At 60.4% G+C, this 25,010-nt stretch carries 24 protein-coding genes; 11 read left to right on the forward strand and 13 right to left on the reverse strand.

Going from position 1 to position 25,010, the window contains the following annotated elements:
- Positions 1–24: 24 nt before the first annotated feature.
- The 5 genes from RE432_RS06420 to RE432_RS06440 all read right to left on the reverse strand — a co-directional run bounded on the left by RE432_RS06420 (position 25) and on the right by RE432_RS06440 (position 6,104).
- Entirely contained in the window at positions 25–1,497 is a 1,473-nt protein-coding gene (locus RE432_RS06420) for a lipopolysaccharide biosynthesis protein (RefSeq protein ID WP_310932444.1), read from the reverse strand.
- A gap of 3 nt (positions 1,498–1,500) precedes the next feature.
- Positions 1,501–3,732, reverse strand: a complete 2,232-nt coding sequence (locus tag RE432_RS06425; RefSeq protein WP_310932446.1) for a polysaccharide biosynthesis tyrosine autokinase — start codon at positions 3,730–3,732, stop codon at positions 1,501–1,503.
- A 15-nt stretch (positions 3,733–3,747) separates the two neighbouring features.
- Positions 3,748–4,191 carry a low molecular weight protein-tyrosine-phosphatase gene (locus RE432_RS06430; RefSeq protein ID WP_310932447.1) on the reverse strand — a complete coding sequence of 148 codons (444 nt, stop codon included), beginning with the start codon at positions 4,189–4,191 and terminating at the stop codon, positions 3,748–3,750.
- A gap of 13 nt (positions 4,192–4,204) precedes the next feature.
- On the reverse strand, positions 4,205–5,377 hold the full coding sequence (locus RE432_RS06435; protein ID WP_310932448.1) for a polysaccharide biosynthesis/export family protein: 1,173 nt from the start codon (positions 5,375–5,377) through the stop codon (positions 4,205–4,207).
- A 166-nt stretch (positions 5,378–5,543) separates the two neighbouring features.
- A complete protein-coding gene (locus RE432_RS06440; protein WP_310932449.1) occupies positions 5,544–6,104 on the reverse strand; it encodes a transcriptional activator RfaH in 561 nt (186 codons plus the stop codon).
- Positions 6,105–6,515: 411 nt separating this feature from the next.
- Between RE432_RS06440 and RE432_RS06445 the strand changes: the two genes are divergently transcribed.
- Entirely contained in the window at positions 6,516–6,788 is a 273-nt protein-coding gene (locus tag RE432_RS06445; protein ID WP_310932450.1) for a hypothetical protein, read from the forward strand.
- Between the two features lie 9 nt (positions 6,789–6,797).
- Here the strand turns inward: RE432_RS06445 and RE432_RS06450 are convergent, their stop codons facing one another.
- The 7 genes from RE432_RS06450 to RE432_RS06480 all read right to left on the reverse strand — a co-directional run bounded on the left by RE432_RS06450 (position 6,798) and on the right by RE432_RS06480 (position 14,284).
- A complete protein-coding gene (locus tag RE432_RS06450) occupies positions 6,798–7,496 on the reverse strand; it encodes an aldolase/citrate lyase family protein (RefSeq protein WP_310932451.1) in 699 nt (232 codons plus the stop codon).
- The gene (locus RE432_RS06455) at positions 7,472–8,452 is read right to left on the reverse strand and encodes an NAD(P)-dependent oxidoreductase (protein ID WP_310932452.1); all 981 of its coding nucleotides are present in this window, start codon (positions 8,450–8,452) and stop codon (positions 7,472–7,474) included. The genes RE432_RS06450 and RE432_RS06455 overlap by 25 nt, the downstream gene beginning before the upstream one ends.
- Positions 8,449–9,435: a tripartite tricarboxylate transporter substrate binding protein gene (locus RE432_RS06460; RefSeq protein ID WP_310932453.1), complete on the reverse strand. Its 987-nt coding sequence runs from the start codon at positions 9,433–9,435 to the stop codon at positions 8,449–8,451. Before RE432_RS06460 ends, RE432_RS06455 begins: the two co-directional genes overlap by 4 nt.
- A 69-nt stretch (positions 9,436–9,504) precedes the next feature.
- Positions 9,505–10,737, reverse strand: coding sequence for a thiolase family protein (locus RE432_RS06465; RefSeq protein ID WP_310932454.1), 1,233 nt, complete (start codon positions 10,735–10,737; stop codon positions 9,505–9,507).
- Positions 10,734–12,278: an AMP-binding protein gene (locus RE432_RS06470; protein WP_310932455.1), complete on the reverse strand. Its 1,545-nt coding sequence runs from the start codon at positions 12,276–12,278 to the stop codon at positions 10,734–10,736. Before RE432_RS06470 ends, RE432_RS06465 begins: the two co-directional genes overlap by 4 nt.
- Before the next feature lie 52 nt (positions 12,279–12,330).
- The gene (locus RE432_RS06475; RefSeq protein WP_310932457.1) at positions 12,331–13,179 is read right to left on the reverse strand and encodes an IclR family transcriptional regulator; all 849 of its coding nucleotides are present in this window, start codon (positions 13,177–13,179) and stop codon (positions 12,331–12,333) included.
- A gap of 280 nt (positions 13,180–13,459) precedes the next feature.
- Positions 13,460–14,284, reverse strand: coding sequence for an IclR family transcriptional regulator (locus RE432_RS06480; RefSeq protein WP_310932458.1), 825 nt, complete (start codon positions 14,282–14,284; stop codon positions 13,460–13,462).
- A gap of 99 nt (positions 14,285–14,383) precedes the next feature.
- Between RE432_RS06480 and RE432_RS06485 the strand changes: the two genes are divergently transcribed.
- The 7 genes from RE432_RS06485 (at position 14,384) to RE432_RS06515 (ending at position 20,328) form a co-directional block, all read left to right on the forward strand.
- The gene (locus RE432_RS06485; protein ID WP_310932459.1) at positions 14,384–15,220 is read left to right on the forward strand and encodes a hypothetical protein; all 837 of its coding nucleotides are present in this window, start codon (positions 14,384–14,386) and stop codon (positions 15,218–15,220) included.
- 25 nt (positions 15,221–15,245) lie between these two features.
- Positions 15,246–16,985, forward strand: a complete 1,740-nt coding sequence (locus RE432_RS06490; RefSeq protein ID WP_310932460.1) for a thiamine pyrophosphate-binding protein — start codon at positions 15,246–15,248, stop codon at positions 16,983–16,985.
- Between the two features lie 27 nt (positions 16,986–17,012).
- The gene (locus RE432_RS06495; RefSeq protein ID WP_310932461.1) at positions 17,013–18,002 is read left to right on the forward strand and encodes a tripartite tricarboxylate transporter substrate binding protein; all 990 of its coding nucleotides are present in this window, start codon (positions 17,013–17,015) and stop codon (positions 18,000–18,002) included.
- A 5-nt stretch (positions 18,003–18,007) separates the two neighbouring features.
- Positions 18,008–19,069 (forward strand): zinc-binding dehydrogenase, encoded by a 1,062-nt coding sequence (locus RE432_RS06500; protein ID WP_310932462.1) that lies wholly within the window; start codon positions 18,008–18,010, stop codon positions 19,067–19,069.
- Positions 19,070–19,294: 225 nt separating this feature from the next.
- Positions 19,295–19,573 (forward strand): type II toxin-antitoxin system RelE/ParE family toxin, encoded by a 279-nt coding sequence (locus RE432_RS06505; protein ID WP_310932463.1) that lies wholly within the window; start codon positions 19,295–19,297, stop codon positions 19,571–19,573.
- 12 nt (positions 19,574–19,585) lie between these two features.
- Positions 19,586–19,891: a HigA family addiction module antitoxin gene (locus RE432_RS06510; protein ID WP_310932464.1), complete on the forward strand. Its 306-nt coding sequence runs from the start codon at positions 19,586–19,588 to the stop codon at positions 19,889–19,891.
- A 5-nt stretch (positions 19,892–19,896) separates the two neighbouring features.
- On the forward strand, positions 19,897–20,328 hold the full coding sequence (locus RE432_RS06515) for a thioesterase family protein (protein ID WP_310932465.1): 432 nt from the start codon (positions 19,897–19,899) through the stop codon (positions 20,326–20,328).
- 19 nt (positions 20,329–20,347) lie between these two features.
- Here the strand turns inward: RE432_RS06515 and RE432_RS06520 are convergent, their stop codons facing one another.
- Positions 20,348–21,112 carry an IclR family transcriptional regulator C-terminal domain-containing protein gene (locus RE432_RS06520; RefSeq protein ID WP_310932467.1) on the reverse strand — a complete coding sequence of 255 codons (765 nt, stop codon included), beginning with the start codon at positions 21,110–21,112 and terminating at the stop codon, positions 20,348–20,350.
- Between the two features lie 144 nt (positions 21,113–21,256).
- On the opposite strand from RE432_RS06520, the gene RE432_RS06525 reads away from it, so the two are divergent.
- Genes RE432_RS06525 through RE432_RS06535 form a run of 3 tightly spaced genes read left to right on the forward strand, consistent with a single transcriptional unit; the run spans position 21,257 to position 25,009 of the window.
- Entirely contained in the window at positions 21,257–22,507 is a 1,251-nt protein-coding gene (locus RE432_RS06525; RefSeq protein WP_310932468.1) for a thiolase family protein, read from the forward strand.
- Between the two features lies 1 nt (position 22,508).
- On the forward strand, positions 22,509–24,023 hold the full coding sequence (locus RE432_RS06530; protein ID WP_310932469.1) for an AMP-binding protein: 1,515 nt from the start codon (positions 22,509–22,511) through the stop codon (positions 24,021–24,023).
- Between the two features lie 14 nt (positions 24,024–24,037).
- Positions 24,038–25,009: a tripartite tricarboxylate transporter substrate binding protein gene (locus RE432_RS06535; protein WP_310932470.1), complete on the forward strand. Its 972-nt coding sequence runs from the start codon at positions 24,038–24,040 to the stop codon at positions 25,007–25,009.
- Position 25,010: the final 1 nt, after the last annotated feature.

A 25,010-nucleotide genomic window follows, 5' to 3' on the forward strand; every position in this document is an offset into this window, starting at 1 on the left:
CCTGCGGTGTGTAAGGTAAGTGGCTCATGTCTGGGTTTCCGGAATTTTGCTTGCGCTGCGGTGGCGCCAGGCCTGTAGTCTTTCTTTCAGGAACACATAGCCCGCGACGCGGGTAAGGTGGCTGAGCAGCAGGTAAAGGATGACAAAGCACAATCCGCCCGCCAGCGCGTGCCAGCCTGGGCTCAAGGCCGCGGCGTGCATCAGCCAGGCGGTGGCGCCCGCGCAGACGGCGGCCACCGCAATGGGGTCGAACATGTCGCGCAGTTGGTCGCGCCAGGTGTAGCCGATTTGGGTGACGGAGCAGTACATGTAGTACAGGCTGGACAGCGCTACCGCCACGATCTGGCCGATGACGATACCGATGAGCCCGAAGGGAATGGAGGCCGCCAGCAACGCCAGATGTATGGCTTTCTTGGTGATGCCGGTGTACAGCACCAAGTCGGTCCTGCCCCGCACTTTCAGCATGTTGAAGTTGACGGTATGGATGGGCAGCAGCATGCCGGCGATGCAGAGCAGTTGCAGATAGGGAACGGCCGGCGCCCACCGCTGCGCGAAGGCGATCTGGAACAAGGGGTCCGCCAGCACGGCCACCAGCAGCAAGGCGGGCGCCGTGATGTAGAACAGCAGTTGCAGCACAATGCGGTACATGCGGCGCAGGCCGTCCAATTCGTCCTGCAGCTGCGCCATGGCGGGGTATGTAGCCTGCTGGACGGCGGCGTTGAGCTGGTCCACGACCAGGTCGCGTATGCGCTTGGCGAAGTAATACAGCCCCGTCGCTTCAGCGCTGAACAGGCGGCCGATGACCAATATGTAGGAATTCTCATACAGCACGTTCAAGGTGCTTTCCAGCGTCAGTTTCGAGCCGAAGCCGAACATGCGCTGGAACGACTGTGTGCTGAAACGCAGGCTGGGCCGCCAACTGCCGGTCAGCCACAGCAGGCCGGTGGACACGGCGGCGGCGATCATGAACTGCCCCACAAGGCTCCATACACCCAGGCCGGCATAGGCCATGAGCACGGCAATGGCGCCGGCGATAATGGTGGCGGCAGAGTTGATGTGCATCAGCGACTTGAAGTTCATGTCGCGATTCAGCAAGGCCAACTGCACCACTTTGAAGGCATTGATGAACAACACAAGGCCGATGGCGCGAATCAGCGGGATCAGTTCCGGCTGCTCATAGAAACGGGCCACCCAGGGCGCCGACAGATACAGCGCCAGGTAGATCAGTACGCTGAAAGCCAGGTTGGTCAGGAAGGCGGTCGACAAGTCGATGTCTTCAAGATGCTTTTGCCGGATGATGGCTTGGCCGAAGCCCGAGATCATCAAGACGTCGGCCAAGGCGTAGCAGATGGCGATCATGGCCATCAGGCCGAAGGCATCGGGCGTAAGAAAGCGCGCCAGGAAGAGCGTGAACACCACCGAGGCGCCGCGGCTGACCACCATATTGGCCAGGTTCCAGGCGATGCCGTGGCCGACTTGTTTGCCCAGGGTGCTCACGGGTCAGGTGTCCTTCGAGCCGTATTCATAGTGGGTATACCGGTAGCTGCCGTACTTGCTGCCATATCGGCGGTTCGAGGCGGACAGGTCGTTGAAGATCACGCCGCTGATGCGCGCGCCCGATTGCCTGAGGCGTTTGGCCGACTCTTCCAGCTCGCCCAGTGTCGTGACGCCGGCCCGGGCCAGCAGGAAGACGGCGCCCGCATGCGAGGCCAGCGCCATGGCGTCGGATACGGCCAGGATGGGCGTGGTGTCCAGCAGCACGACGTCGTAGCGGCTGGACAGCGTCTGAAGCGCTTTGGGCGCCGCCGGCGAAAGCAGCAGCTCGGCCGGGTTCGGCGGCAGTACGCCCGTGCTGATCAGGTCGACGTTGGGCAGGACGTTGGGGCGTATGGCCTGCTCGGCGGAAATGGCGCCGCTGATCAGCTCGCTTACGCCCTTGGCGCGGTTCTGTCCAAAATATTGATGGATATAGCCTTTGCGCAGGTCGGCATCCACCAGCAGCACGCGTTTGCCTGCCGCTCCCAGCACGGCCGCAAAGTTGACGCTGGTAAAGGACTTGCCGATGCCCGGCGTGGGACCGCTGAACAGCACAATGTTGTTGGGCGCATCCAGCATGCCGAACTGCAGCGCGGTGCGCAGGCTGCGCAGGCTTTCGATGGCGGGGTCGCCCGGCGAGAGATGCGCCAGAACGTGGTTGCCGGGCCGGCGGCCTTCGATCAGGCGATGAAGCTCGGTCTGGCCCGCCGTATGCGGCACGGTGGCGAACACATTCAGTCCCAGCGTCGTTTCGATGTCGCCGGGGTCCTTGATGCCGGGGCGCATCATGTTGCGCAGGAAAGCGGTACCCACGCCCAGCGCCAGCCCCAACAGCAGGGCCACCGACAGGACCAGGGGCTTGTTCGGCTGGATGGGCTTGGTGGGGGCGACGGCCGTGTCAACCACCCGCACGTTGCCGATCTTGCCTTCCTTGACCAGCCGCAGTTGCTGAGCGCTATTGAGCAGGTTGACGTAAAGCTCGCCGTTGACTTTCACGTCTTGCATCAGCGTGAGCAATTGCTGCTCCAGATCGGGCAGGTTGCTGATCTTCTTGGACAGATCGGCGATTTCCTTTTTCACCGCGGCGATCTGCCTGTCCAGCACCTGCATGGCCGGGTGGGCCTCGGTATATAGCGCGGCTTGCTCACGGCGCTTTTGTTCCAGGGTGAACAGCTGCGATTCCAGTTCGACCGAGGTGTTCAAGGACAAGGCGCCCTCCGTGCCCAGGTCGAAGGTACCGTGCTTGTCGCGGAATGCCGTGTAGCGGTTGGAGGCCTCATCCATCTTGGTTTTCAGTTCGGGCAGGAAGTCATCCAGGAAGGCCAGCGACTTTTCCGCTTCGGCGGCCTTGCGCTCGATGTTCTGGTCGACGTAGGCCTGGCCGATGGCGTTCAGAATGTGCGTGATGCGCCGTGGATCGGTGCCGGCCATGACGGCGGACAGTACGCCCGATTGCTTGCCTTTTTCAGACACTTCCAGCGCGCTTTGCAGGCTTTTGATCATCGATATACGTGATTGGCGGGTCACGATGAAACGCGCGCCGTGCTTCGCTTCCAGGGCCGCGATCCGGATGCTGGCGGGCGCGCCTTGCAGCACGAAGGGCACCAGTTCACCCACCTTGCCTTGCGCCAGGTCCGGTTCGTCGGGCCCGTGCAGGGTGTAGCCATCCTCGGTGGCGATCAGTTCCAGGGGGGTGCCTTCCAGTTCGGCCGGCATGTCCAGGCGGTCGAGCTTGATGGATTCCGTGCCCGATACATATCCGTCCATGCCTAGAAAACCGGGTTCCGAGAGCCCGGTTGCGCGCGCCGCCAGCCATCGCCCCACGAAGGGCAGGTAGTCGGGCTGCGCGCTAAGGTGCAGCCTGAGATTGTCCACGGCCCGGCCGACCACCAGCCGGGATCTAAGGATTTCGATCTCGGCCGAGGCGGGCGACTGCACGTTGAACAGGGCGGCCATCTCGCTGAGCGCGTTGCTGGTCGAGCCCTCGCCCTGTTCCACCTGTATCAGGCTGTCGGCCTGATACACCGGCTGTGTCAGGAAAGCGTACAGTGCGCCGAAGAACAGAACGACGGCGGCAATGGCGGCGATCAGCCAACGGGCCTCGAGCACGATATCGAGCAGCCCGAGCAGGTCGACGTCGTCCCGGTCCTGTTGGTCTGCGAGGCTGGGCGGCATGTTGTTGTCAGATATGGTCATCTTGGTATGGAGTCTTCACCCGATTTGGCGGATACGCTGTACCCAGTTGTCGACGCCGCGCTCGATGGCGGCATAAGCCTGTTCGAAAGCGTCGCGCGGTTTCCGGTACGGATCGGCAACGTCGAAGCGCTGGCCGTCCGGCAGTTCTCCCAGGCAGCGGATCTTGCCGCGCGCCAAGGGATAGCGCGTGGCCAGCTCGCGCTGCTGGTCGCTTTCCATCACAAGAATCAGGTCGGCGCCGGTGCACATGGCGCCGGTGATTTGCTGAGCGCGGTGCGCCGACAGATCCAGGCCGTGCTGGTTGGCAATGTCTTGCGCCGTACTGTCGGCAGGACGGCCGACCAGCGCGGCCAGGCCCGCCGAGCAGACGGTTTTGTCGGGAAAGTGCTGACTGAGCAGCGCTTCGGCCACGGGGCTTCGGCATATGTTGCCGATGCATACGAGCAGGATGCTATTCATGGTCATGTTCGTCTTAGCGCGTTGTGTTGCGGGTGTTGATGAACAGCGAGTTGTAGCTGGGGATCAGGTTGCTGATGAAGCGATTCCATCGCACCACGGGCGCCGGGTCCACATACACCACATCCCGGGGCTGCAGCTGGAAGTCGTTGGCCAGGACGAAAGCCGCCGGCGAACTGGCATCCAGGTGATAGATCTCGGGCAGCGCATTCTCGCCGCCGAACTCGACCGGCATTTTTCGTACTACATAGATCTGGCTGGGGTCGGCAGTCCAGGGATCCGGCCCGCCCGATTCGCCCAATGCCTCGGTCAAAGATAAACGTCCGTCATGCAGCGGCATGGCCCGGGGCGTCCAGACTTCACCCATGATGAAGACCTGCGACTCGTCCTCGTTGCGCACGCGCAGCAGATCGCCGCCCGCCAGCAGAATGCGGTTGGGGTTGATGCCCTGGCGGGTCAGCTTGGGCAGATTGATCTGTATGGTTTTTTCGTTACGGGTCAGGGCTATGGACGAGCGGTCGGCTTTATCGTTGAAGCCGCCCGCGCGGTTGATGGCTTCGGGCAGGGTCATGGGGATGTCGTCCAGCGTTTGCAAGCCCGGGACACGCACTTCGCCATCCACATAGATGCGGCCATTGCGGTAGGCCTGGACCCGCACGGTGATCTGCGGGTCCTGCACATACTTGGACAGACTGCGCGTCAGCAGCTCGCGCGCTTCGTTCTCGGTCAGCCCGGCGACCTTGATGGGGCCGATGAAAGGAAACTGTATGGTGCCGTCGGGATTGACGTTATAGCCATTACCGACATCGGCCTGGCTGGTCGAGCCCATGCTCCGGTTGGACGTGGCCGGTGTCAGGCCCAGTTCCGGGTGGCCCCAGACGACAATGTTGACGACGTCGCTGCGCCCGATGCGATAGGCTTTGCTGGTTCCGAACAACTGCTTGATGTCTTTGCTGACGCCATTGAGCGACGTTTTGCGTTGCTCGGCAATCAGCGCGGACGTGATGGGGGTCAGGGTGCCTGCGGGGGCGGCATCTTCTGTGGCTTTGCTGTGCTGGCTTTCGGTGTCCATGCGCATGCCGGGCGCCATGGCGCAGGCCGACAGCAGGAAGGAAATGGCCAGGGCGGCAGCCATCGGCCGTATTCTGCCGAAAACGGACGTGGCATGTGCCGAAGTCGAAGTCGTCATCAAGGGTCTTTTTCTTAAAGTCTTAAAAGGGGAAACACAACAAGATCAAAGCGATAGGCAATAGCTACCGCAATGTTGATGCGCGACGGCATCAAACATGCGTGGATGTTGCCCAGGGCAACCGGGTTGTAGGCGCCGTACGGCACAGCCGCCGGCGCAAAGAAGATCAGGCCAGCTCTAATTGGCCGTGCCCGACCTTGACGGGTTGTAGCTGGCCCAATAGCGCCAGCAGCACGACGACACGTTTCGATGACACAGCCTGCACCAGGCCTTCCAGGCCCGTCAGGCCAGGCTCAGTGAGCCGCACGCGCCGGCCGGGCTGGATGGCGCTGATCGTGTGCGGCTCGGCATTATTCCGCAGATGCTCGTATTCCCGAATGGCATTCAGTTTGGACTCGGGTAAAGTGGCTAAATCGTTGCCGAACGCCACCATGGCATTGATGCCGCGCGTCGAACGCAGCGTGGCAAGCGACTGCCCGCTGCGCGAAGGTTTGACAAACAGATAGCGCGGGAACATGGGTTCGTGATGCTTGGCAGGCTGGTCCGCCGCCACCTTGCGTTTCAGGGTTCGGTACATGGGTAGATAGGTCTGAAAGCCTTGCCGCTCTGCATTGACTTGCGCCACAGTTTCCTGGTGTGGTTTGGTGTAGGCCACGAACCAGGTAAGCGGATCATTGTGCACTGGCAGCCGCGCTTCAGACCTGGGGTCTGGACTTTCACTAGGCACTGCTGTTCTCCTCATGTGTTGCATCCCCGCTAGAAACCGCAGGGCAGCAATCAATTTATCACTGGCCCCAGGCCCGCCTGTAACAAACAGCATATATTTACAACGGAAAGGTCCTTCGGCCCGCCCGCGCCGCGCATACATGCTTGTTCATTTAATTTTGTGTTTTGTGACAAAGCAATGAGCGCGCGTCCGCGAGATTGTTACCTGAATGGGGGTTTGCACGGGTCCCATGTGACAGCAACTGTATGGTATTCTTTGAAAAAGAAACTATATGTCACGTGCTGAAAAGAACGCGTCATTCGGTTGTCAAACGCGCCACGGCTCAATTCAGGCTGGCCGTTGCGTATTGTTGCGCAAGCTATGCTTTGGTAGCTGCAAGCGCGCTCTTGTATCTTGTTAAGGACGCCTGCTATGTTAATGACCCACAAGACGCGTCCCGGCTCCCTTTACCCAGAACTCAAAGAAGCCATGCGCGCGCAAATCCTGCGTTTATCGCTCCATTTCCTGGCCGGCATCGTGCTGGCCATGTTCTTGCTGCCCGAAGGCGCCGCTATTGTCCTGGCGGCCGCAGCCGCGGCCGCTGGCGTCAAGGCCTTCTACGACTACTTGAACCGTGGCGTCAACGCGCCAGCCTGTCTGTGCGTGATGCTGGGCGCCATGGCGGTTTTGCTGGTGACGGCTTAAGGGCTGTTGCTAAGATTTATGTTCAGCGGCAAACCCCGCCAAGGATCGCCACTGGCGGGCGCCCATGTGCAGGAAATCGTTCACATGTGCATAAAGCATGCTGGCGCCTTTGTCCTGCCATGATTTCATATCATTTTCTTTCACCATAAAGCCGACAGAGCGGCCCTTGGCCACGATGCGGGCAATGATACGGTCTAGCTCGGCAACAACGTCGGGGTGGCCGTAATTGCCCGAAAACCCCATGCTTTTGGCCAGGTCGACCGCTCCTATGAAAAAGCAATCGACCTCGGGGATGCTCAGGAAGTTATCCAGGTCCCGCGCCGCGCTGACGGACTCGACTTGCACAATAATGGTCTTATCCGGAAAGTCTGCGGGTACGGCATAACGGATATCGGCAATCGCTTTTTCTGCTTGGGCTGCAGTGTCTAAACGCGGAATCACAACACCGTCGATGCGCCGCATCATATAGCGCTCGATCGTCCAGGGTTCGACTGAAGGAATCCGTACAATCGAGCTCACGCCATGCAAGGCCGCGGCGCGTGCCATGTCTTCGACGTCGACAAAGCTGGGATTGCCCTGCTCGCAATCCAGCATGATGGCATCGATCCCTAGCCTGCAAACGAAATCAACGAGTCCCGCACAGGAGTGATCGGCGTTGATGAGCGAGACAGTGTGGCGGTCCCTTAATTTTTGTTTGAATGCCTGCATGGGGCTTCCCCTGGATTTGAAGCCGTATCAACGCCTTCCAGTTGTTCATAGATTTTCAGCAGCAAGGTATCGCTTGCCCTGGCCATAACAGCATCGGCTCCCATCTTGAATACCTGGCGCGCGGCGATGGCGATGGGGGTAGGGCAATGCAGCGATTCTGCGGTGTCGAGCGCAATATCCAGGTCTTTCAAGAATGTTCCAATACTGGCATGAGGCGTGTGATCTTCAGCCACCATACGTGCTGCGCGCTTTTCGAACATGCGGGATGTGCCCGAGCTTTGCATAATGACTTGGACAAGTTGCTTGGGGTCCACGCCAGCCCGCATGCCCAACGCAAGCGCCTCCGCGGTCAGCGCAACATGGCTGGCTGCCAGCAGATTGTTGATGACCTTGATGGTGGACGCTGCGCCCACACCGCCGACGTGATGCACGGTTTGTGAACACGCCTGCATGGCGCCGTGCGCCGCAGCCAGCGCGGCATCGCTTCCTCCGGCAATGACGGTCAGGGTGCCGGCTTCTGCGCCGGTCATCCCGCCGCTGACGGGGCCATCTACGGCCAGCAGGCCATGGGCGGCCAGGCGCTGGGCAAAATCCTGCATATTGGCAGCGGGAATCGTGCTCGCCACCCAAACCACGCCGCCGGCGGGCAGGGCGCTGGCTACGCCCTGGGGGCCGAACAGGACTTGTTCCACCTGTTTGCTATGGCTGACCATGATCAGGGCGATGCTGGCGCCGCTGGCTGCGGCGGCCGGATGCGGCGCCATTGCGCCGCCCAGTTGCTTCAGGCGGGTCATCGCGGCGGGGTCAAGATCGAACCCCTGAACAGCGTAGCCTGCCTTAAGCAGATTGGCGGCCATGGCGCCCCCCATCAGCCCCAAGCCGATGCACGCTACGACCTTGTCGTCAGCGGGCGGCTGGGCGTTGGGGCTGGTGGGGTAGTTGCCGGCTTCGATCATTCGACTTTGGCGCCGGCCATGTCAACAATGCTTTTCCAGCGCGGGATTTCCGTGGCGATCAGTTGCTGCAGCTCGGCGGGTGAGCCAACTTGTGGATCGGCGCCGATCGCAATCATCTTTTCAGCCACTTCAGGAAGCGCGACGACGCGAGCCAGTTCACGATAAATACGCTCGGTGATTTCGGCGGGTGTCCCGGCGGGCGCCACCATGCAGAACCAGCCCCCAATCCGATAATCTTTCAGCCCCTGTTCCTGCATGGTTGGTACGTCGGGCAATATGGGGGAGCGCGTATCGCCCGTTGTGGCAATCGGTTTGACCATGCCGGATGCCAATTGGCCTTGCATGGCGGTAATGTTGTCGAACATGACTGATACACGGCCTGCCATCAGGTCGTTGAGCGCCGGCACGTTGCTTTTATACGGGATGTGCATGAGCGGAATGCCGGACATTTGCGTAAACAATGCGCCGGCCAGATGGCTGGTGGTGCCATTGCCCGACGAGGCATATACGTATTTCTCGGGATCGGCCCGCGTGAGTGCCAAGAACTCTTGCAAGTTATTGGCGGGCAGGCTTGAGGGCACCGCCATCACAAACTTGTTCGTGGCAATAATCGCAATCGGCGCAAAATCCTTAATGGGGTCGTAGGGCAGTTTGGAATACAGCACGGGGTTAATGCCATGTGTCGAGCTGCTGCCCAGCAAGAAGGTGTAGCCGTCCGGCTTGGCTTTAGCCACGTCGGCGGTGCCGACGCTGCCACCCGCGCCTGGCTTGTTTTCAACCACAATGGTCTGGCCCAGGCCTTCAGACATCTTCTGTGCCAGGAAGCGTCCCAGAATGTCTGTGCCGCCGCCCGTCGCAAAAGGTATCACCATGCGGATGGGACGCTCTGGCCATGACTGGGCTGCCGCAGGCAGCGACATGGTAAGCATGCCCACCGCGCCGAGCAAGCCGGCCAGAATTTTATTGATTGAACTGCTTTTCATCTTTGTCTTCCTCTTATCATCAGGACTATCTAAAGGGATTTGATAGTGCGTTGTTGAACATCTTCAAAATCAGATGGACTCTATGAGCAGCGCATCGCCTTGACCGAAACCGCCGCAAATCGCCGCGGCGCCGCGTTGTGGCTTGCTTGAACCGGCAAAGCCGGCAAGCAGCGTCATCACCAGGCGGGCTCCGGACGCGCCCAGCGGGTGCCCCAGCGCGACCGCGCCGCCCCATGGATTGGTGCGTTCGCGCAGTACCTTCATGATGTCTTGATCTTGCCCGGCCAGTACCTGTGTGCTGACCAGCGGTGTGGCCGCATAGGCTTCATTGATTTCAATGCGGTCAAGCGCATCCAGGTCCAGTGCGGCTGCTTGGAGCAGGCGCTGCAGTGCGACGGCGGGGGTGGATGTGCCCGATGTCGGCCCTCCGGCGACCTGTGCGCAAGCGGCGATGCGGCCAAGAATGGGCCAGCCATTGGCCTGGGCAAACTCGCGCGTGGCTAATAGCAGGAATGCAGCGCCGTCGCTCAGCCCGGGGGCGTTGCCCGCCGTGATCGTGGGGCTGCCATATACGGTTTTAAGGCGGGCCAGTTTTTCCGGTGTGCTGTCGCGGCGCGGGCCTTCGTCCACTGACACCGTCTGCCCGCCGTCGGCGCCAGGCACCGCGATAGGCACGATTTCCGCATTGAAGCGTCCCTGCGCCTGGGCGGCGTAGTAGCGGGCATGGCTATTGGCAGCCCATATGTCCTGTTGGCTTCGATCCACGCCGAAACGCAGAGCCTCTTCGCCGGAGTACGCAGCAATGGGCCGGTCCACCGTTGCGCCGCCTAGGATCAATGGGTCGGATAGCTGCACCGTGCCGGGACGCACCCCATGCCGCCTGGGTAAGTAAAGGGGCATGTTCGACAGGCTTTCCATCCCGCCCGCGATGGCGGCATTCTGCATGCCTGACGCAATATCGCGAGCGGCTTGGCTAATGGCGGTGATGCCGGAGCAGCACGCGCGGTCTATGCCGACCGAGGGCAGTGTTTCGGGCAAGGCGGAACGCAATAGCATTTGCCGGGTGGCGGTCAGCATGGCGCCGCCAGCCAGGCCTATGCCGGCATAAAGCGCCTCGATGGCGTCCGGCTCGACCCCGGCACGCACCAGCAGCGCATCGATCACTTGTGCGCCCAGCTCTGGCAGGGTCAGTGGCGCCAGCATGCCGTCGAAGCGTCCGAACGGTGAGCGCGCCATGGCGCAAACCACGACTTCGCGCCTTGCTGTTCCAATGCGCGTCGCGCCGCTTATTGCCTGACTCATTGTGCTGTCTCCTTTTCCTGCAACAGGGACTGCGCATCCAGCCGTCGCAATTCACGTTTGTCGATTTTCCCGTTGCCCGTTTTAGGCAGCTCGGGAACCAGATGCCAGGCCTTGGGTGTCTTGATGCCCAAGATGGCGCGCGATGCCGCGGCCAGCGAGGCATGTGTCCACGTGCTTTCAGGCTCTGCCACCACGAAAGCCACGGCGACCTCGCCCCACGCTTGATCTGGCCGCGCGATCACAGCCGCCTCGCGCACATGATCCAGGCCGGTCAGCAGCAGCTCAATTTCGCTGGGGTAAATGTTGAAGCCGCCGCAAATCAGCATGTCTTTGCTGCGGCCCACCAAACGCAGGAGTCCTTGATCGTCGGCGACGGCTAGATCGCCCGTCCATAACCAGCCGTCCCGTATCGTTTTCGCGGTCGCATCGGCTTGCTCCCAATACCCCTGCATGACATGTTCCCCTCGAACCGTCAGCTCGCCTACTTGCCCCGAGGGCACAGGCTGGCCTTGTTCATCGCGCAAGACGATTTCCACAAAGGTGTAAGGGCGGCCAATGAAGCCGTGCCGGAAGGCCGGCTGGCCGCTTTCATCCATATGCATGTGGTCTTGCGGCGACAAATGCGCGCAGGTCATCATGGCTTCAGTCTGGCCGTAGTTCTGCCACAAGACCGGGCCGAACAGCGCCCAGGCACGCTCCAGGGTATTGGCCGGCATGGCTTCCGCGCCGTAACCTACCAAGCGCAAGCTGCTTAAATCCCGCTGCGCAATGCCTGGCTGGGCGAGCAGCTTGGTCAGAAAAGTTGGAACACAGGTAAAGGCGGTGACGTGCTCTTGCTCTATCAAATCCAGCAAGCGGGCGGGCGTTGACGGTGTGACAATGACATTGCGGGCGCCGCACCAATACCAGGGGGCCAGGTAGCTGCCGCTGGAATGGGTTAACGGCCCGACGTAGGCGACGACGTCGTCGGCGCGCAGCCCGCGATCTATCAGCATGTTGCGATATACCGCCGCCCAGTTGCCGTGCGACAGCATGACCCCCTTGGGGGCGCCGGTCGAGCCAGAGGTGTAATTGATGCTGGCCAGCGTATCGGGCGTGGCAAGGTGCAATCGCTGCGGCGTGACCTTGTGATTCCGTAGCTGCATCCACGCTGCGTTATGGTCGTCAACCTGGATCTTCCGGGTTGCCGGGTCCAGCTTCGCCGACTGCACGACAAGGGCGCAGGGGCCATCATGCAGTACGGCGGCGGCGGAACAATGCGTCGCCAGCTTGGCAAGCTCATGCGCGGTATAGCGAAAATTGACCGGGACTCTCACCAAGTTGGCCCGCTCCAGCGCAAACTGCAGCATGATGGCTTCGGCTCGATTCGTCATCATGACGGCAATACGCGAGCCTGCAGGGAAGGTGTCAGCCAGGCCGCTGGCCAATTGATCGACCAGTTGTTCAAATTCAAGATAAGTCCATTGCCTGTCGCCATCGACAATGGCAATGCGATTGCCGTGTCGACGAGCAGCCTGAGACGTCCGTATAGAAAGATTCATATAGGCAGCTATGTTTGGTAAGGGGGGGCTGTCCAGAATGCCGGCGGTGCGTTCAAACGCTATGCGGCAACTCAGGTGACCGAATGGCCATTTGGCTTTCTATCAGCTGGATTTCGCGCCGCAGCAGCGTCACGATCGAATCACGGCGGGGAAGCTGCATGCGCGACGTAATGGCGGCCACTGAAATCGAGGCATCTATTGTTCCGCCCGGGCCACGGATCCCCATGGCGACTGCCGACATTTCAGGCAGCATCAGCCCTTCATTCAATGCATAGCCGTCCAGCCGGGTGCGGGCAATGTAATGACGCACTGACGCTGGATCAAAATTCGGGTGCGTGGCCAGTTCTTCGCTGTGACGCGCGATAACGCGCTCGCATTCGTCATCGTTCAGGCCGGCCAGCAACACCATGCTGTTGGACCCTAGACCCAGCGGCCGTTGGTCGCCTACGTTCAATGTCAGTGTCTTGATCGGAAAAGCGCCAATCTCACGCGCAACGCACACTGCGAAATCACCACTGCGTATAGCAAGGTAGACGGTATCGCCCGTTGCCGACGCTATCCTGCCCAGGCTGGGGCCCGCCAACTGGATGACATCAAAACGGGCGCCCGCAGCTTGGCCCATGCTGTACAGCTTGAATGAGGGGAAAAACAAACGATGGTCTGGGTGGTAATCGACCATGCCGGCGTTGCGCAGGCCGGTCAGCAAGCGGTGCGCCGTCGGTTTGCTCAGGCCTGTTTCCGTAGACAGCACGCTAAGGGAAACACCCTGTACGGCATGGTTCACCACCGCATCCAGCAAAGCCATTGCACGGTCAAGGCTTTGGGTGGGTGAAGCACTGCCGTTGCCGCCCTGCGAATCAAGGGCGCCGGCGATATCTGCTGCAGGTAAGTCTGGAGTCATTATGCTGGGCTACGTATTTTTTAATGAGACGATGCATATTATCTATCGATATAAAATGTCTTGAATTAGGGCTTACCCTTAAAATATATCGTTTGGTGTGTTTTAGCATCTCGTTTAATGAGATAGATGCGGCCGCAGCCGGCCCTTGCCTATGCTTTCGCACGAGCGTGGTTGTTCTGGTATTGGTGTTGGTTTGGATGGATGGAGCAGGCGCGTTCAGTTCGCACCGGACGCGCGATGCGCAGGGGCCGTTCCACCGTAAGGGGTTATGCGGTGATGCTCAGTCTGCGCCCAATGCGGAAAAGTCCACAACGGCCTGCAGCCTTGATTCGATATCGTCGACGGCCTCTTGAAGCAGGCGCGCGACCTCTTGTTGCCGGCCGCCGTCCAGCCGGGATGATATGGCTGCCACGCTGATGGCGGCGATAGGGCGTCCATTCGATGCGCGGATGGGAACCCCGATAGCGCTCATGCCGCTGACCAGCATGCCGTCATTCAGGGCGTAGCCACGATTGCGGGCTTCGGCAATCAGCCGGTGCAAGGTGGCGTCGCTGATTTGATAGCGGGCTCGTGCGTCCGCGTTCCGGGCAAGTGTTTGCGACACGGCCTGCTCGTCCTGAAAGGCCAGGAGCGCCAGGCTGCCTGCGCCGACGCCTAGCGGCCTGCGCGCCCCGACAGACAGGGTAAGTGTCTTGACAGGAAAATCCCCTTCATACCTTGCCACGCATACCGCATCCGTGCCCGAACCCAGGCTCAAATAGACGGTGTCCCCCGTGATATCGGCTATTTGCTGCAGCCTGGGCGCCGACAGCCGCGCCAGGCTGTACCTGTCGGCAGCGGCCAGGGCCAGGGTCAGCGGACGAAATCCAAGCACATAGCTGCCGTCTTCTTCGACCTGGTCGACCCAGCCCAGGTCCACGAGCCCAGTCATCAAACGATGCACCGTCGTCTTGCCCAATTGGGTCAGGGCGGCGATTTCCGCCAATCTGAGTCCATGAGGCGCATTCGCAAGGACATCAAGCGCCAGGCTCATGCGGCGAAGGTTCTGATGCTCGCCGCCCCGGTCGGCTGCGCTCGGCGCCATGCTGCTGCTTGGATTCTTCATGTGATTTGCTTTGCCTTCATCTTGATCTGTCGTCTCTTGAAATTATCCCATAGGCTACTTATAATAAAACACAACAGAACAAATATTCCGTTAAACGGTATGGCAGCAGAAATTTTAATCCTCGATAGCATTACCAAGGTACCGGCCAAGGCCGGCCATGCGGTTGCATATTGCGCATCGCACGGCGGCCGTTTTTCGGGGATGTTGGCGCTGCGGTCAGGCCTGCGCTCGGTCATTCTGTGCGACGCGGGCGTGGGTCTGCGCCAGGCTGGCATAGCATCGCTGGCCATGCTGGAATCTTTCGGCGTGCCTGCCGCCACCATTGGCCACCGCACGGCGCGCATCGGAAGCGGGCAAGATGGTTATGCACGCGGCCTGATCTCTTATGTGAATCCAAGTGCTGCAGCCTTGGGCGTGTGCGTGGGCGATTCCTGCCGTCAGGCGCTTGAACAGTTGGCCAAGGGCACGCCACCGGCGTCTATGCCTGATACATCGCTGCTTGCCGTCGCCGAGCATCGGAACACAATCGTCCTGCCGGAAGCGGGGCGGGTAGTCTTGGCCGACTCGAACTCGCTGATCACTCAGGCTGATGCGGGGCAAATCATTGTGTGCGGCTCGCATGGGGGCCTGCTTGGCGATGACCCGCTTTCCGCTGTCCGGTTCGATGTGGGGGCCATTGTCTTCAACGATGCGGATCGCGGCGCGGACAATGCGGGCCTCTCCAGGCTGCCGGCGCTGGACCAGCGCGGAATCCCCGCAGCCTGCGTCAGTGCCTGGACGGCGTGCATCGGCGATAGCCAGTCCAGTTATGAAACCGGGGTCATCTCTGCCCTGAATGACACTGCCGTGATGCATGGCGGCGTACTGGGGATGGCTACCCAAGAATTTGTGCTTCGGCTGCTGGCCAATGGGCCGGTGGCGAAGGCTGGAACTTAATCCGATTATCAAAAAAGGAAACTCAATGACTACCCCCCAGAAACACCTGTTGAGCGGCGGCGCTGCCGTGGCTGAAATGCTCAGCCGCTATGAAGTCGGCCCCTTGTTTGGCATGGGCGGCTTCCAGTTGCTGCCTTTCTACGAGGCATGCCGTTCTCTCGGCTTGCGCCATACGCTGATCAACGACGAACGTTGCGGTATTTTTGCCGCAGACGCTTACGCGCGCGTGAGCAACAGGGTAGGGGTGGTCGATGCCACCTTGGGGCCGGGGGCCACCAACCTGGTGACGGGCCTGGCCGAATCGTTCAACGCCGGCATCCCCATTGTGGCGATTGTGGCCGACGCGCATCGCGATCATGCCTGGAAGAACATGACCCAAGAGGCCCGCCAGCTTGAAGTGTTGCGGCCGGTTTGCAAGGAAGTCATTCGCGTCGAGGCGATTCAGCGTATTCCAGAGCATGTGCGCCGTGCTTTTGCGGTCGCGACGTCGGGCCGTCCCGGCCCTGTAGTGATCGCCGTTCCGGAAGATATCTCGCATGGCGAGTATGAGTTTGACGAGGCGGACTTGTTCACGGATCCGGCGACCGTGGGTTTCCAGTCGCGGCGTACTCGCCCGGCCGGGCAGGATGTCGAGCAAGCCGCCAAGCTGATCGCCGGCGCCAAGCGTCCCCTGCTGCTGGTCGGGGGCGGCATTCACATTTCGCAGGCATCCGATGCCTTGTTGACCCTGGCGCGCAACGAAGGCATTCCGGTAGCGCATACGATGAGTGGCAAGGGCGCGATCGCCTGCACCGATCCTTTATCGGCGGGTGTATTCGGTCGCTACGACCGGATTGCCAACGAACTGATTGCAACGTCGGACTGCCTGATCGTCGTGGGCTGCAAGCTGGGCGAGGTGGCCACCAAGCGATTCACCATCATTCCCCCGGCCACGCCATTGATTCACATCGATGTGCTTGCCGAGGAAATCGGGCGCACCACCAAAGCGGATATTGCATTGGTCGGCGACGCGCGGCTGGCGCTCGAGGATATTTCGGCGGCGTTGGGCGATGGCCGCCAGCGGCTGGCCTCGCGTGAAGGCTATCTGGCGGAACTCCCGGTGAAGATGAAGAAATGGAACGAGACCGCCAAGGATCGTACGACATCCAAGGAAACACCGATCAATATTGGCCGCATCATGGGCGAGCTCAATCGCATCCTGCCCCACGACGCGGTGCTGGTAGCCGATGGCGGGTTTGCCGCGCATTGGGGCGCTTTGCTGTTCGACACCAAGCAAGCAGGCCGCCATTTCGTGGCTGACCGCGGGTTTGCCTCGATCGGCTACGGCGTGCCTGGCGGTATCGGCGCCAAGATTGGCGCGGGGGCCGACCGTGTGGTGGTGTCTTTGACGGGCGATGGCGGCTTCAACATGACCATGGGTGAAATGGAGACCGCCAAGCGCCTGGGCGCCAACTTCGTACTATGCGTTTTCAATAATGCCGCTTCGGGCTATGTCAAAGCGCTGCAGCATTCAGTGTATGGCGCCGGTAATTACCAGTCGTCCGATCTGCACGAAATGAACTACGCCGATATCGCCAACAACATGGGTTGCCTGGGCATCCGCGTAGAAGACCCGGAACAGTTGGCCGCCGCGTTCGAGAAAGGGTTTGCCAATAAGACCAGCCCGACCGTACTGGACATTGTCGTAACCCGGGACCCCGCGCGTATGTTGCCGGCGGTGGACAACCGTACGCTCAAAGTCAATAAGGGCGATCGCCCCGTTTGAATCATCGGTCCATCAAGAGGAGACATCATGACAAAGTTGAACATTATCCGCAGAAAGGTGTTGGCGGCTGGTATGGGCTTGGCGGTGGCCGCGTTCGGCAGTAACGCGCTGGCGCAATCGGCGTATCCCGACAAGCCGATACGCTTGTTGATCCCCTTTGCCCCAGGCGGGACAACGGACGTGGTGGGGCGCATCGTCGCCGAAGGCATGGCTCGGGAACTGGGGCAGCCCATTGTGGTGGTCAACCGTGGCGGCGCGGGCGGTGCGATCGGTGCGCGCGAGCTGTCGCGTGCGACCCCTGACGGCTATACCATAGGCTTGATGAACGTCAGTACCCATGGCACGAACTCGGCGGTCAGGGACTTGGACTACGACATCCTTAAAGACTTTACGTCCGTCGCCAAGCTGACGAGCTTTCCCGGGGTCATTGCGGTCAATCCCAAGTTCGAGGGCAACACCTATTCAAAATTCATGCGTTTGTTGCAGGACAACCCGGGCCAATATAGCTATGGCAGTTCTGGGGCAGGCGGGGCGACCAATCTGGCGATGGAACAGTTCAAGATGATGACTGGCTTGAAGGTCACGCATATTCCCTACCGTGGCTCCGGTCCTGCCTTGAGCGATGTGATTGCCGGTCAGGTGCCTATGATTCTTGATGCCTTGCCGTCAGCGATGTCATTCATCCAGGCGGGCCAACTGACCGCTATCGGTCTTGCCGGGACTGAACGTAGTCCGCAACTGCCCGATCTACCGACTTTCGACGAGCTGGGCGTCAAAGGCTATGCGCCCGACTTCTGGAATGGCATCATGGCGCCCGCCAATCTGCCGGCAGATATTCAGGCGACCTTGCACGCCGCCATACAGCGCACCTTGGCGCGGAAAGATATAAAGGAAAGGCTCGAGGCGTTGGGGGCCAGCGTTTCCACCGGCACGTCTGAAGAAATGGCCACCCAGATCCGGGAGGACGCCGAAGTCTGGAAGAAGGTGGCTGAGTTCGCTCAGATCAGAGTGGACTGAATGTGATGAGCTTTTCCGCTGCATTGGATTACGCCATCTTGATGAAAGAAGCGCCGGGGCCGGGCGGCGTGAGCATGGCGCGCCGGCCACTGCGCCCGCTACGCGCGGATGACGTGCTGGTGCGCATCAGCCGGGCCGCTATTTGCGGCACTGACTTGCATATCATCGGCTGGAACGCCTGGGCGGCAAAGGCCTACAAACCGCCGTTTGCGCTGGGTCACGAGTTCAGCGGCATTGTCTTGGATCGAGGCCCGGATGCGGCCGATATCCATATCGGCGACAAGGTGGCGGCCGAGACGCATCTTGCATGCGGCCATTGCAGCCAGTGTGCGGCTGATCGCGGCCATACGTGCTTGAACCTGCAAGTATTCAGCAGGCTCGATTGCGGCGCGTTTGCCGAGTTTGCCGTCGTGCCCGCTCCGCTCCTGCGTGTTTTGCCGGCTGACTTGCCTCATAAGTACGCATGTCTGATGGAGCCTTTAGGAATTGCTGTGCGGGCGGTGCAGGAATCCCAGGCGGAGGCTGGCCAACTACTGGTGGTTGGATGCGGGCCTATCGGACTGTTGGCGATCGCGGCGGCCAAGGCCGTTGGCGTTGCATGCATCATCGCCATGGACTTGGCGCCGCATCGGTTGGAACTGGCCAAGGCCGTGGGTGCGGATGTTCTGATTGATCCGCGCGCGCAGGACGCCGACGCGCAACTGCGCCGCAACGCCCAGGAGGGCGGCGTGGATGCGGCAGTGGATACCAGCGGAAACCAGGCGGGCATCGGGCTTGCATTGGCCGCGGTTAAGCCGGGAGGAAACCTTGTGCTGGCGGGCCTGCCGGAGGCAGCGGTCAGCCTGGATCTGTCGCGGCATGTCATCTTGCGAGAGGTGGCTATACGGGGCATTTATGGCCGGCGTCTTCACACAACCTGGCGGGACACGATTGCGCTGCTGCCAGCGCTGATCCCGGCGTTGGACCGCATCGTCACACATGAGTTTCCCTTGGATCGCTTTGACGAAGCATTTGCCACGGCGATTTCTGGCCAGGCCGGGAAAGTCCAGTTCGTCGTGAATGATTAGGTGGCTGATGCCGTTTATGAAGGTCATTTTCGATAATGCGTATTCTTACCCTATGACTTTTGTTGTAGTGGGGCGTGCCGACAAGCGGGATATGCTGCTTACAATGAGCCCGGTCTTTTTGCGTACGACTTTTCGTAGCGCAGGGGGCCGCGTTTAGATATCATTATTAATAACGCTTGACGTTAATAACGTATCGCGTTATTATTTTCGTGAGATCGCGTTGGCATGATCGAATCGTTTAAATGCTTCGACACCGAAGCACTGCATGCAGGTAGGCGGGTTGCACGTTTCGTTAACATTGAACGGGTAGCTTCGCGTAAGCTGCGGCAGATGGAAATCGCGTTATGGTTGGACGATTTGCGTATTCCACCCCAGAATCGCCTGGAGGCATTAAAGGGCAACCGCAAAGGTCAATACAGCATTCGTATCAACGATCAATGGCGGATATGCTTTAAATGGCAAGATGGGCGGGCATACGATGTGGAAATAGTCGACTACCACTGAAAGGAGCGGATCATGGTTCGTGAAATTGCGCCGGTTACGCCGGGCGAGCTACTGCAAGAGGAATTTCTGATCCCCATGGGTATTAGCCAATATCGTTTGGCTAAAGAGATCGGTGTGTCTGCGCGGCGTATCAACGAGATCGTTAAGGGTATGCGTGCTGTCACCGCCGACACAGATCTTCGCCTATGCCGGTTTTTCAGTTTATCTGACGGTTACTGGCTGCGCGCCCAAGTCGCCTACGACACCGAGGTGGCCAAAGACGTGCTGGCAGGCGTGCTGGCCAAAATCACGCCCTTTGAGCATGTGACGAGTCAATAGTACGCATGCACGAAAAGAAAACCATCACCCGGGACGAGCTCAAGGTCTTTGTCCCCATTACCACCCGATGGATGGACAACGACGTGTACGGGCACGTGAATAACGTGACTTACTACTCCTTCTTCGACACGGCGGTGAATCGTTGCCTGATCGATATGGGCATGCTTGATATTGCCGGCAGCGATTTCATTGGCCTGGTGGTGGAAACGGGCTGCACCTATTTCGCCTCGCTGGCGTTTCCCGATGAGCTGGAAGTGGGCTTCAAAGTAGCGCGCCTGGGCACGAGCAGTGTCCGTTATGAACTGGCGGTGTTCAAGCAGGGCGAGTCGGCGCCCGCCGCCCAGGGCCATTTCGTTCATGTCTACGTCGATCGCTCAACAAGAAGGCCGGCGCCTATCCCCGCCGCCCTCCGGGAAAAGTTGTCACAACTGGTTTGAGCGTCCAGGGCGGCGGCGCTCAAGCCTTTTTCACATCCTCCTTATCCAGAAAAACCGCAATCTCTTCCTTGATGATGCGGGCGACCAGTTCCTGGCGTTTCTGCGTCATCCGGTTGTCCAGGCTGGCCACGCTGATGCCGCCCACAATTTCTTCTTCCCTGTTCTTCAGGGTGACGCCTACGCCCACCACGCGGCTGACGGCGTGGCTGCCGATGACGGCATAGCCTTTCTTCCTGGCTTTTTCAATGCGCATCCGCAGCTCGTCCAGCTTCAGCGATTTGTACTTCAGGAATCGGGCGCGGTTGGCGCGCAGGTAGTGCTCGGTGGTGTCGTTGTCCAGGTCGGCCAGCATGGCCAGTCCGCCGGCGCCAACGCCTATGGGCTGGCGGTTGCCCACCGGGATAGCCAGCGCCTGGATGGGGTAGGTGCCCGCTTCGCGGGCGATGCACAAGGTGTCCAGGTCTTGCACGACCACCAGGAACGAAGCATCTTCGCTGCGGGCCGAAATGCGTTTGAGCAGGGGGGAATAGCGCGCCGATAGCGATGAGTGCGCCTGCAGCGTTTCGCCCAGTTGCCGGCAATACGCGCCCAGGTAGTAGCGTTTGTTGCGCGGGTGCCGCGCCACCAGCTGTTCGTGGACCAGCTGCGTGACCAGGCGCAGGGCGGTGGGTTTTTCCAGTGCCAGCGCGGTGCAAAGGTCCACCAGGCGCATGCCGCTTTCGTGGTGCTGCTCGATCGCCTTCAGGACCCGAATGGCTTTTTGCACGCTTGTAAGAGTTGCCATGGTTGTCTGTTTTTATATAGATGCGGTGTAAAAGGTTTCGTATGCTGGAACTTTACACCGAAACCTCGGGGTAAGTGGGGGTGGGTTCCCGCGAAGTTCAGGTCCAGAATAAGCCCTCATCGATCACGTAATTTATGGTTTGCAATGAGTGTCTATATCACTGGCATCGGCCACACGCCCTTGGGCCGCCACCCGGAACTTTCCGTTAAGCAATTGACTGCGCAGGCGGTGAACCTGGCGCTGGCGGACGGCGGCTATGCGCTTGACGATGTGCAGGCGGCCTGGTTTTCCAACGTTCGGCAGGGTCAGATGGAGCGCCAGAATTCCATACGCGGGCAGTGCGCTTTGCATGCCATGGGGTTCAGCGGCATCCCTGTCTTCAATATCGAGAACGCTTGCGCCAGCAGCAGCTCGGGCCTGTTCAACGCCTATCTGGCGATTGCCTCGGGCATGTTCGATACGGTGCTGGTGGTCGGGACAGAGAAAATGTTTTATCCCGAGAAAAAGACCGAGATGATGAATGCCTTTTTCGGAGGCACCGATATTCATCTGCTGAAGGAAACGTGGGATTTCTTCTGCGATCTGGAAACGGACCCTGAAATCCGTGAGCGCTTGAATTCGCCGGGTGCCTGGAACACGCAAAGTTTTTTCATGGATATTTATGCTGCGATGGCGCGCCAGCATATGCGCATGTACGGAACCACCCAGGCACAGATCGCCTGCGCCGCGGCCAAGAACCACAGGCACTCGACCATGAATCCGCTGGCGCAGTACCAGAAAGACATGTCGGTTCAAGACGTGCTTGAAAGCCCGGAGATCGCCTGGCCTTTGACGCGCGCCATGTGCGCGCCCATCTCGGACGGCGCGGCTGCGGTGGTGCTGTCCAGCGAAAGGGCGCTGACGGCGGGTAATCGCGGGCGTGCCATCCGCATCCAGGGCATGGGGGTGTCCAGCACGGTGCATCGCGATGTGCTGGACATGGACCAGCATTGTGTCAGCCTGGCGGCCCGGCGCGCGTATCAGATGGCGGGCATTGCGCCCGAACAGATCGACGTGGTCGAAGTGCATGATGCATCCAGCTTTGCCGAAGTGCTGCAGATCGAGAATCTGGGGCTGTGCGCGCGCGGCCAGGGTGGGCCGCATACCGAGGCCGGCCACACCAGCCTGGGGGGCAGGACGCCGGTGAATGTGTCGGGCGGCCTGGTGTCCAAAGGCCACCCCATTGCGGCGACGGGTCTGGTGCAAATGCATGAGCTGGTGATGCAGTTGCGGCACGAGGCGGGTGCGCGCCAGGTGGCGGGTGCGCGCATTGCCGTGGCGGAGAATGGCGGCGGCTTTCTGAAGCATGAAGACGCGGCGGCAGTGGTCACTGTATTGAGCAACAAGCGGGACTAGCATGCAGCCATTCGATTTTTTCCTGCGGGGCGCAAGGCTGTCGCCGCAGCGCTGTGCCGTGACCGAGCCGGGTTCCGGTAGAAGCCTGACCCATGGTGAGCTGCTGGCGCAGTCTTGCGCCTTGGCGGCAGCATTCCAGGACTTGACGGGCAAGCGGCGCCCGGTGGTGGCCATATTGGCCGGCAACTCGATTGAAATGTTGATGGGCATACTGGCGACCTATGCCAGCGCGGGCGTTCTGGTGCCCCTGACGCCGACCCTGGTGGAAAAAGACATCGCGCGCCAGTTGGCCTGCGTCCGGCCCGACCTGGTGCTGTGCGACCCGGCCTACGAGGGCTTGCTGGTTTCTTACCAGGGGTTGCGGATCAGCACCGTAGCGTCGGACCAAGCAGAAACCGTGGCCGGATTGGTTGGCCGATACGCCGCGGCGGTGCCAGTCCGCTCGCATGTGGACTTGGCCGAAACCGTTGCGATCAAGTTCACCGGCGGCTCGTCGGGTGCCCCCAAGGCTGTATTGCAATCCTTCCGCTGCATCAACACCATGGTCGCTTCCTTGATGATGGTGTATGGCTTTGACCGTGACGAGCGTTTTGTAGTAGCGCCGCCGATGACGCATGGCGCGGGTACTTTTGTACTGCCGGTGCTGGGGGCGGGGGGCTGCCTGGTCGTCATGAACAAGCCTGCGGCGGGTGACTTGCACGGCGTGTTGCAGGCGCAGCGGGCGACGTCGACCTGGGTACCGCCCACCTTGCTGTACAAGTTGCTGGAAGTGCAGAAGGCGGACAGGACGGAGTTTCCTTTCCTGAAGAATCTGCTGTACGGGGGCGCGCCCTGCACGGTCAATGTCATTCAGGAATCGATTGCGCAGTTCGGCCCGGTGCTGGGGGCAACCTACGGCTTGACCGAGGCGCCGGTGATTATGGCCGGGTTGACGGGGGCGGAAGGGGCTATGCCCGAAAACCTGGGCAGCGCCGGACGCATTGGCCCATTGGCCTGTGTGGCGGTCGTGGATGCCCAGGGGCGGATCAGCAGGAAACCGAATGAACTGGGCGAGATCGTTGTCAGCGGCGATTTGCTGATGTCGGGCTATCTGAATATGCCGGAACAGACGCGCGCCGTATTGAAAGACGGCTGGTTCCATACCGGCGATCTGGGTTATGTGGATGAGCGCGGCTTCCTGTTTATCAAGGGACGCTCCAAGGATGTGGTGATTACCGGCGGGTTCAATGTGTACCCGTCTGATGTGGAAGAAGTGTATGCGCAGCACGAACACGTTGCCGAGTGCATGGTGTTCGGCGTTGCCGACGAACTTTGGGGCGAGCGGGTCGAAATGGCCGTTGTCCCGATTTCTGGGGCACATGTACAGGCCGCGGAGCTGATTGCATTCGGCAAACAGCATCTGGGCTCGGTCCGTACCCCGAAGGCGATCCATGTGATGGATCATTTTCCGAAAAATGAGTTGGGCAAGGTCAACAAGCGGCTGATTGTCGACACCTTGCTTGGCAAGCATCCTTAGAGGGAGACATGAACATGAAACTCAAGCAGTTGTTATCTGGTTTGGCATGCGTGATGGCGGTTGGCATGGGCGGCGTAGCGGCGGCCCAGTCTGCCTATCCCAGCCAGCCTATTCGTTTCGTGGTGGGCTTTCCTCCGGGCGGGTCCACCGATATCGTGACGCGGATTCTGGCGGATAGCCTGGGCAAGGAGCTGGGGCAGACCGTGGTGGTGGAAAACAGGGCGGGCGCCGGGGGCATCGTGGCCGCCGGCTCGGTGGCCCGCGCCAAGCCTGATGGCTACACCATTTTCCTGGGGACAGTAGCGACCAATGTGATCAATCCCATGCTGCGCAAGCAGATGGATTTCGACCCCATCAAGGACTTCACCATGATTGGCCAGGTGGGGTTTTATACCAACCTGATCCTGGTCAATGAACACTCCGGCTATACCGGCCTGGCCGACCTGATCGCCGATGCAAAGAAGAAACCCATGACGTTCTCGACGCCGGGCGCGGGTACGTCGCCGCACATGACGGGGGAGTACTTCAAGATTCTTTCGGGGGCTGACTTGCAGCACATCCCCTATAGCGGCAGCGGCCCGGCCTTGACGGCGCTGATGGGCGGCCACGTTGACATGGCGTTCGACAATCTGCCCGCCGCATTGGGGCTGGTGCAGTCAGGCAAGATCAAGGCGCTGGCCATTACCAGTACCAGCCGCATCAAGGAGCTGCCCGACGTGCCTACGGCCGATGAGCTGGGCGTCAAGGGCATGAGCGTGGATGCCTGGGTCAGCGTCATGGGGCCGGCCGATATCCCGGCCGACCGCGTGGCGGTCCTGAGCGATGCTTTGCTCAAGGTGTTGAAGGACCCCGAAACCGCCGCCAAGCTGGAAGCCAAGGCGGTCACCATCAAAGGAACGACGCCGCAGATGCTTCAGGAATACATCGAGTCGGAAACGCTGAAATGGCGCGAGGTCATCGAAAAAGCCGGCATCCAGGCCGAATAAG

It is taken from the genome of Pusillimonas sp. SM2304, assembly GCF_031628915.1.
Lineage (GTDB): Bacteria > Pseudomonadota > Gammaproteobacteria > Burkholderiales > Burkholderiaceae_B > Pusillimonas_C.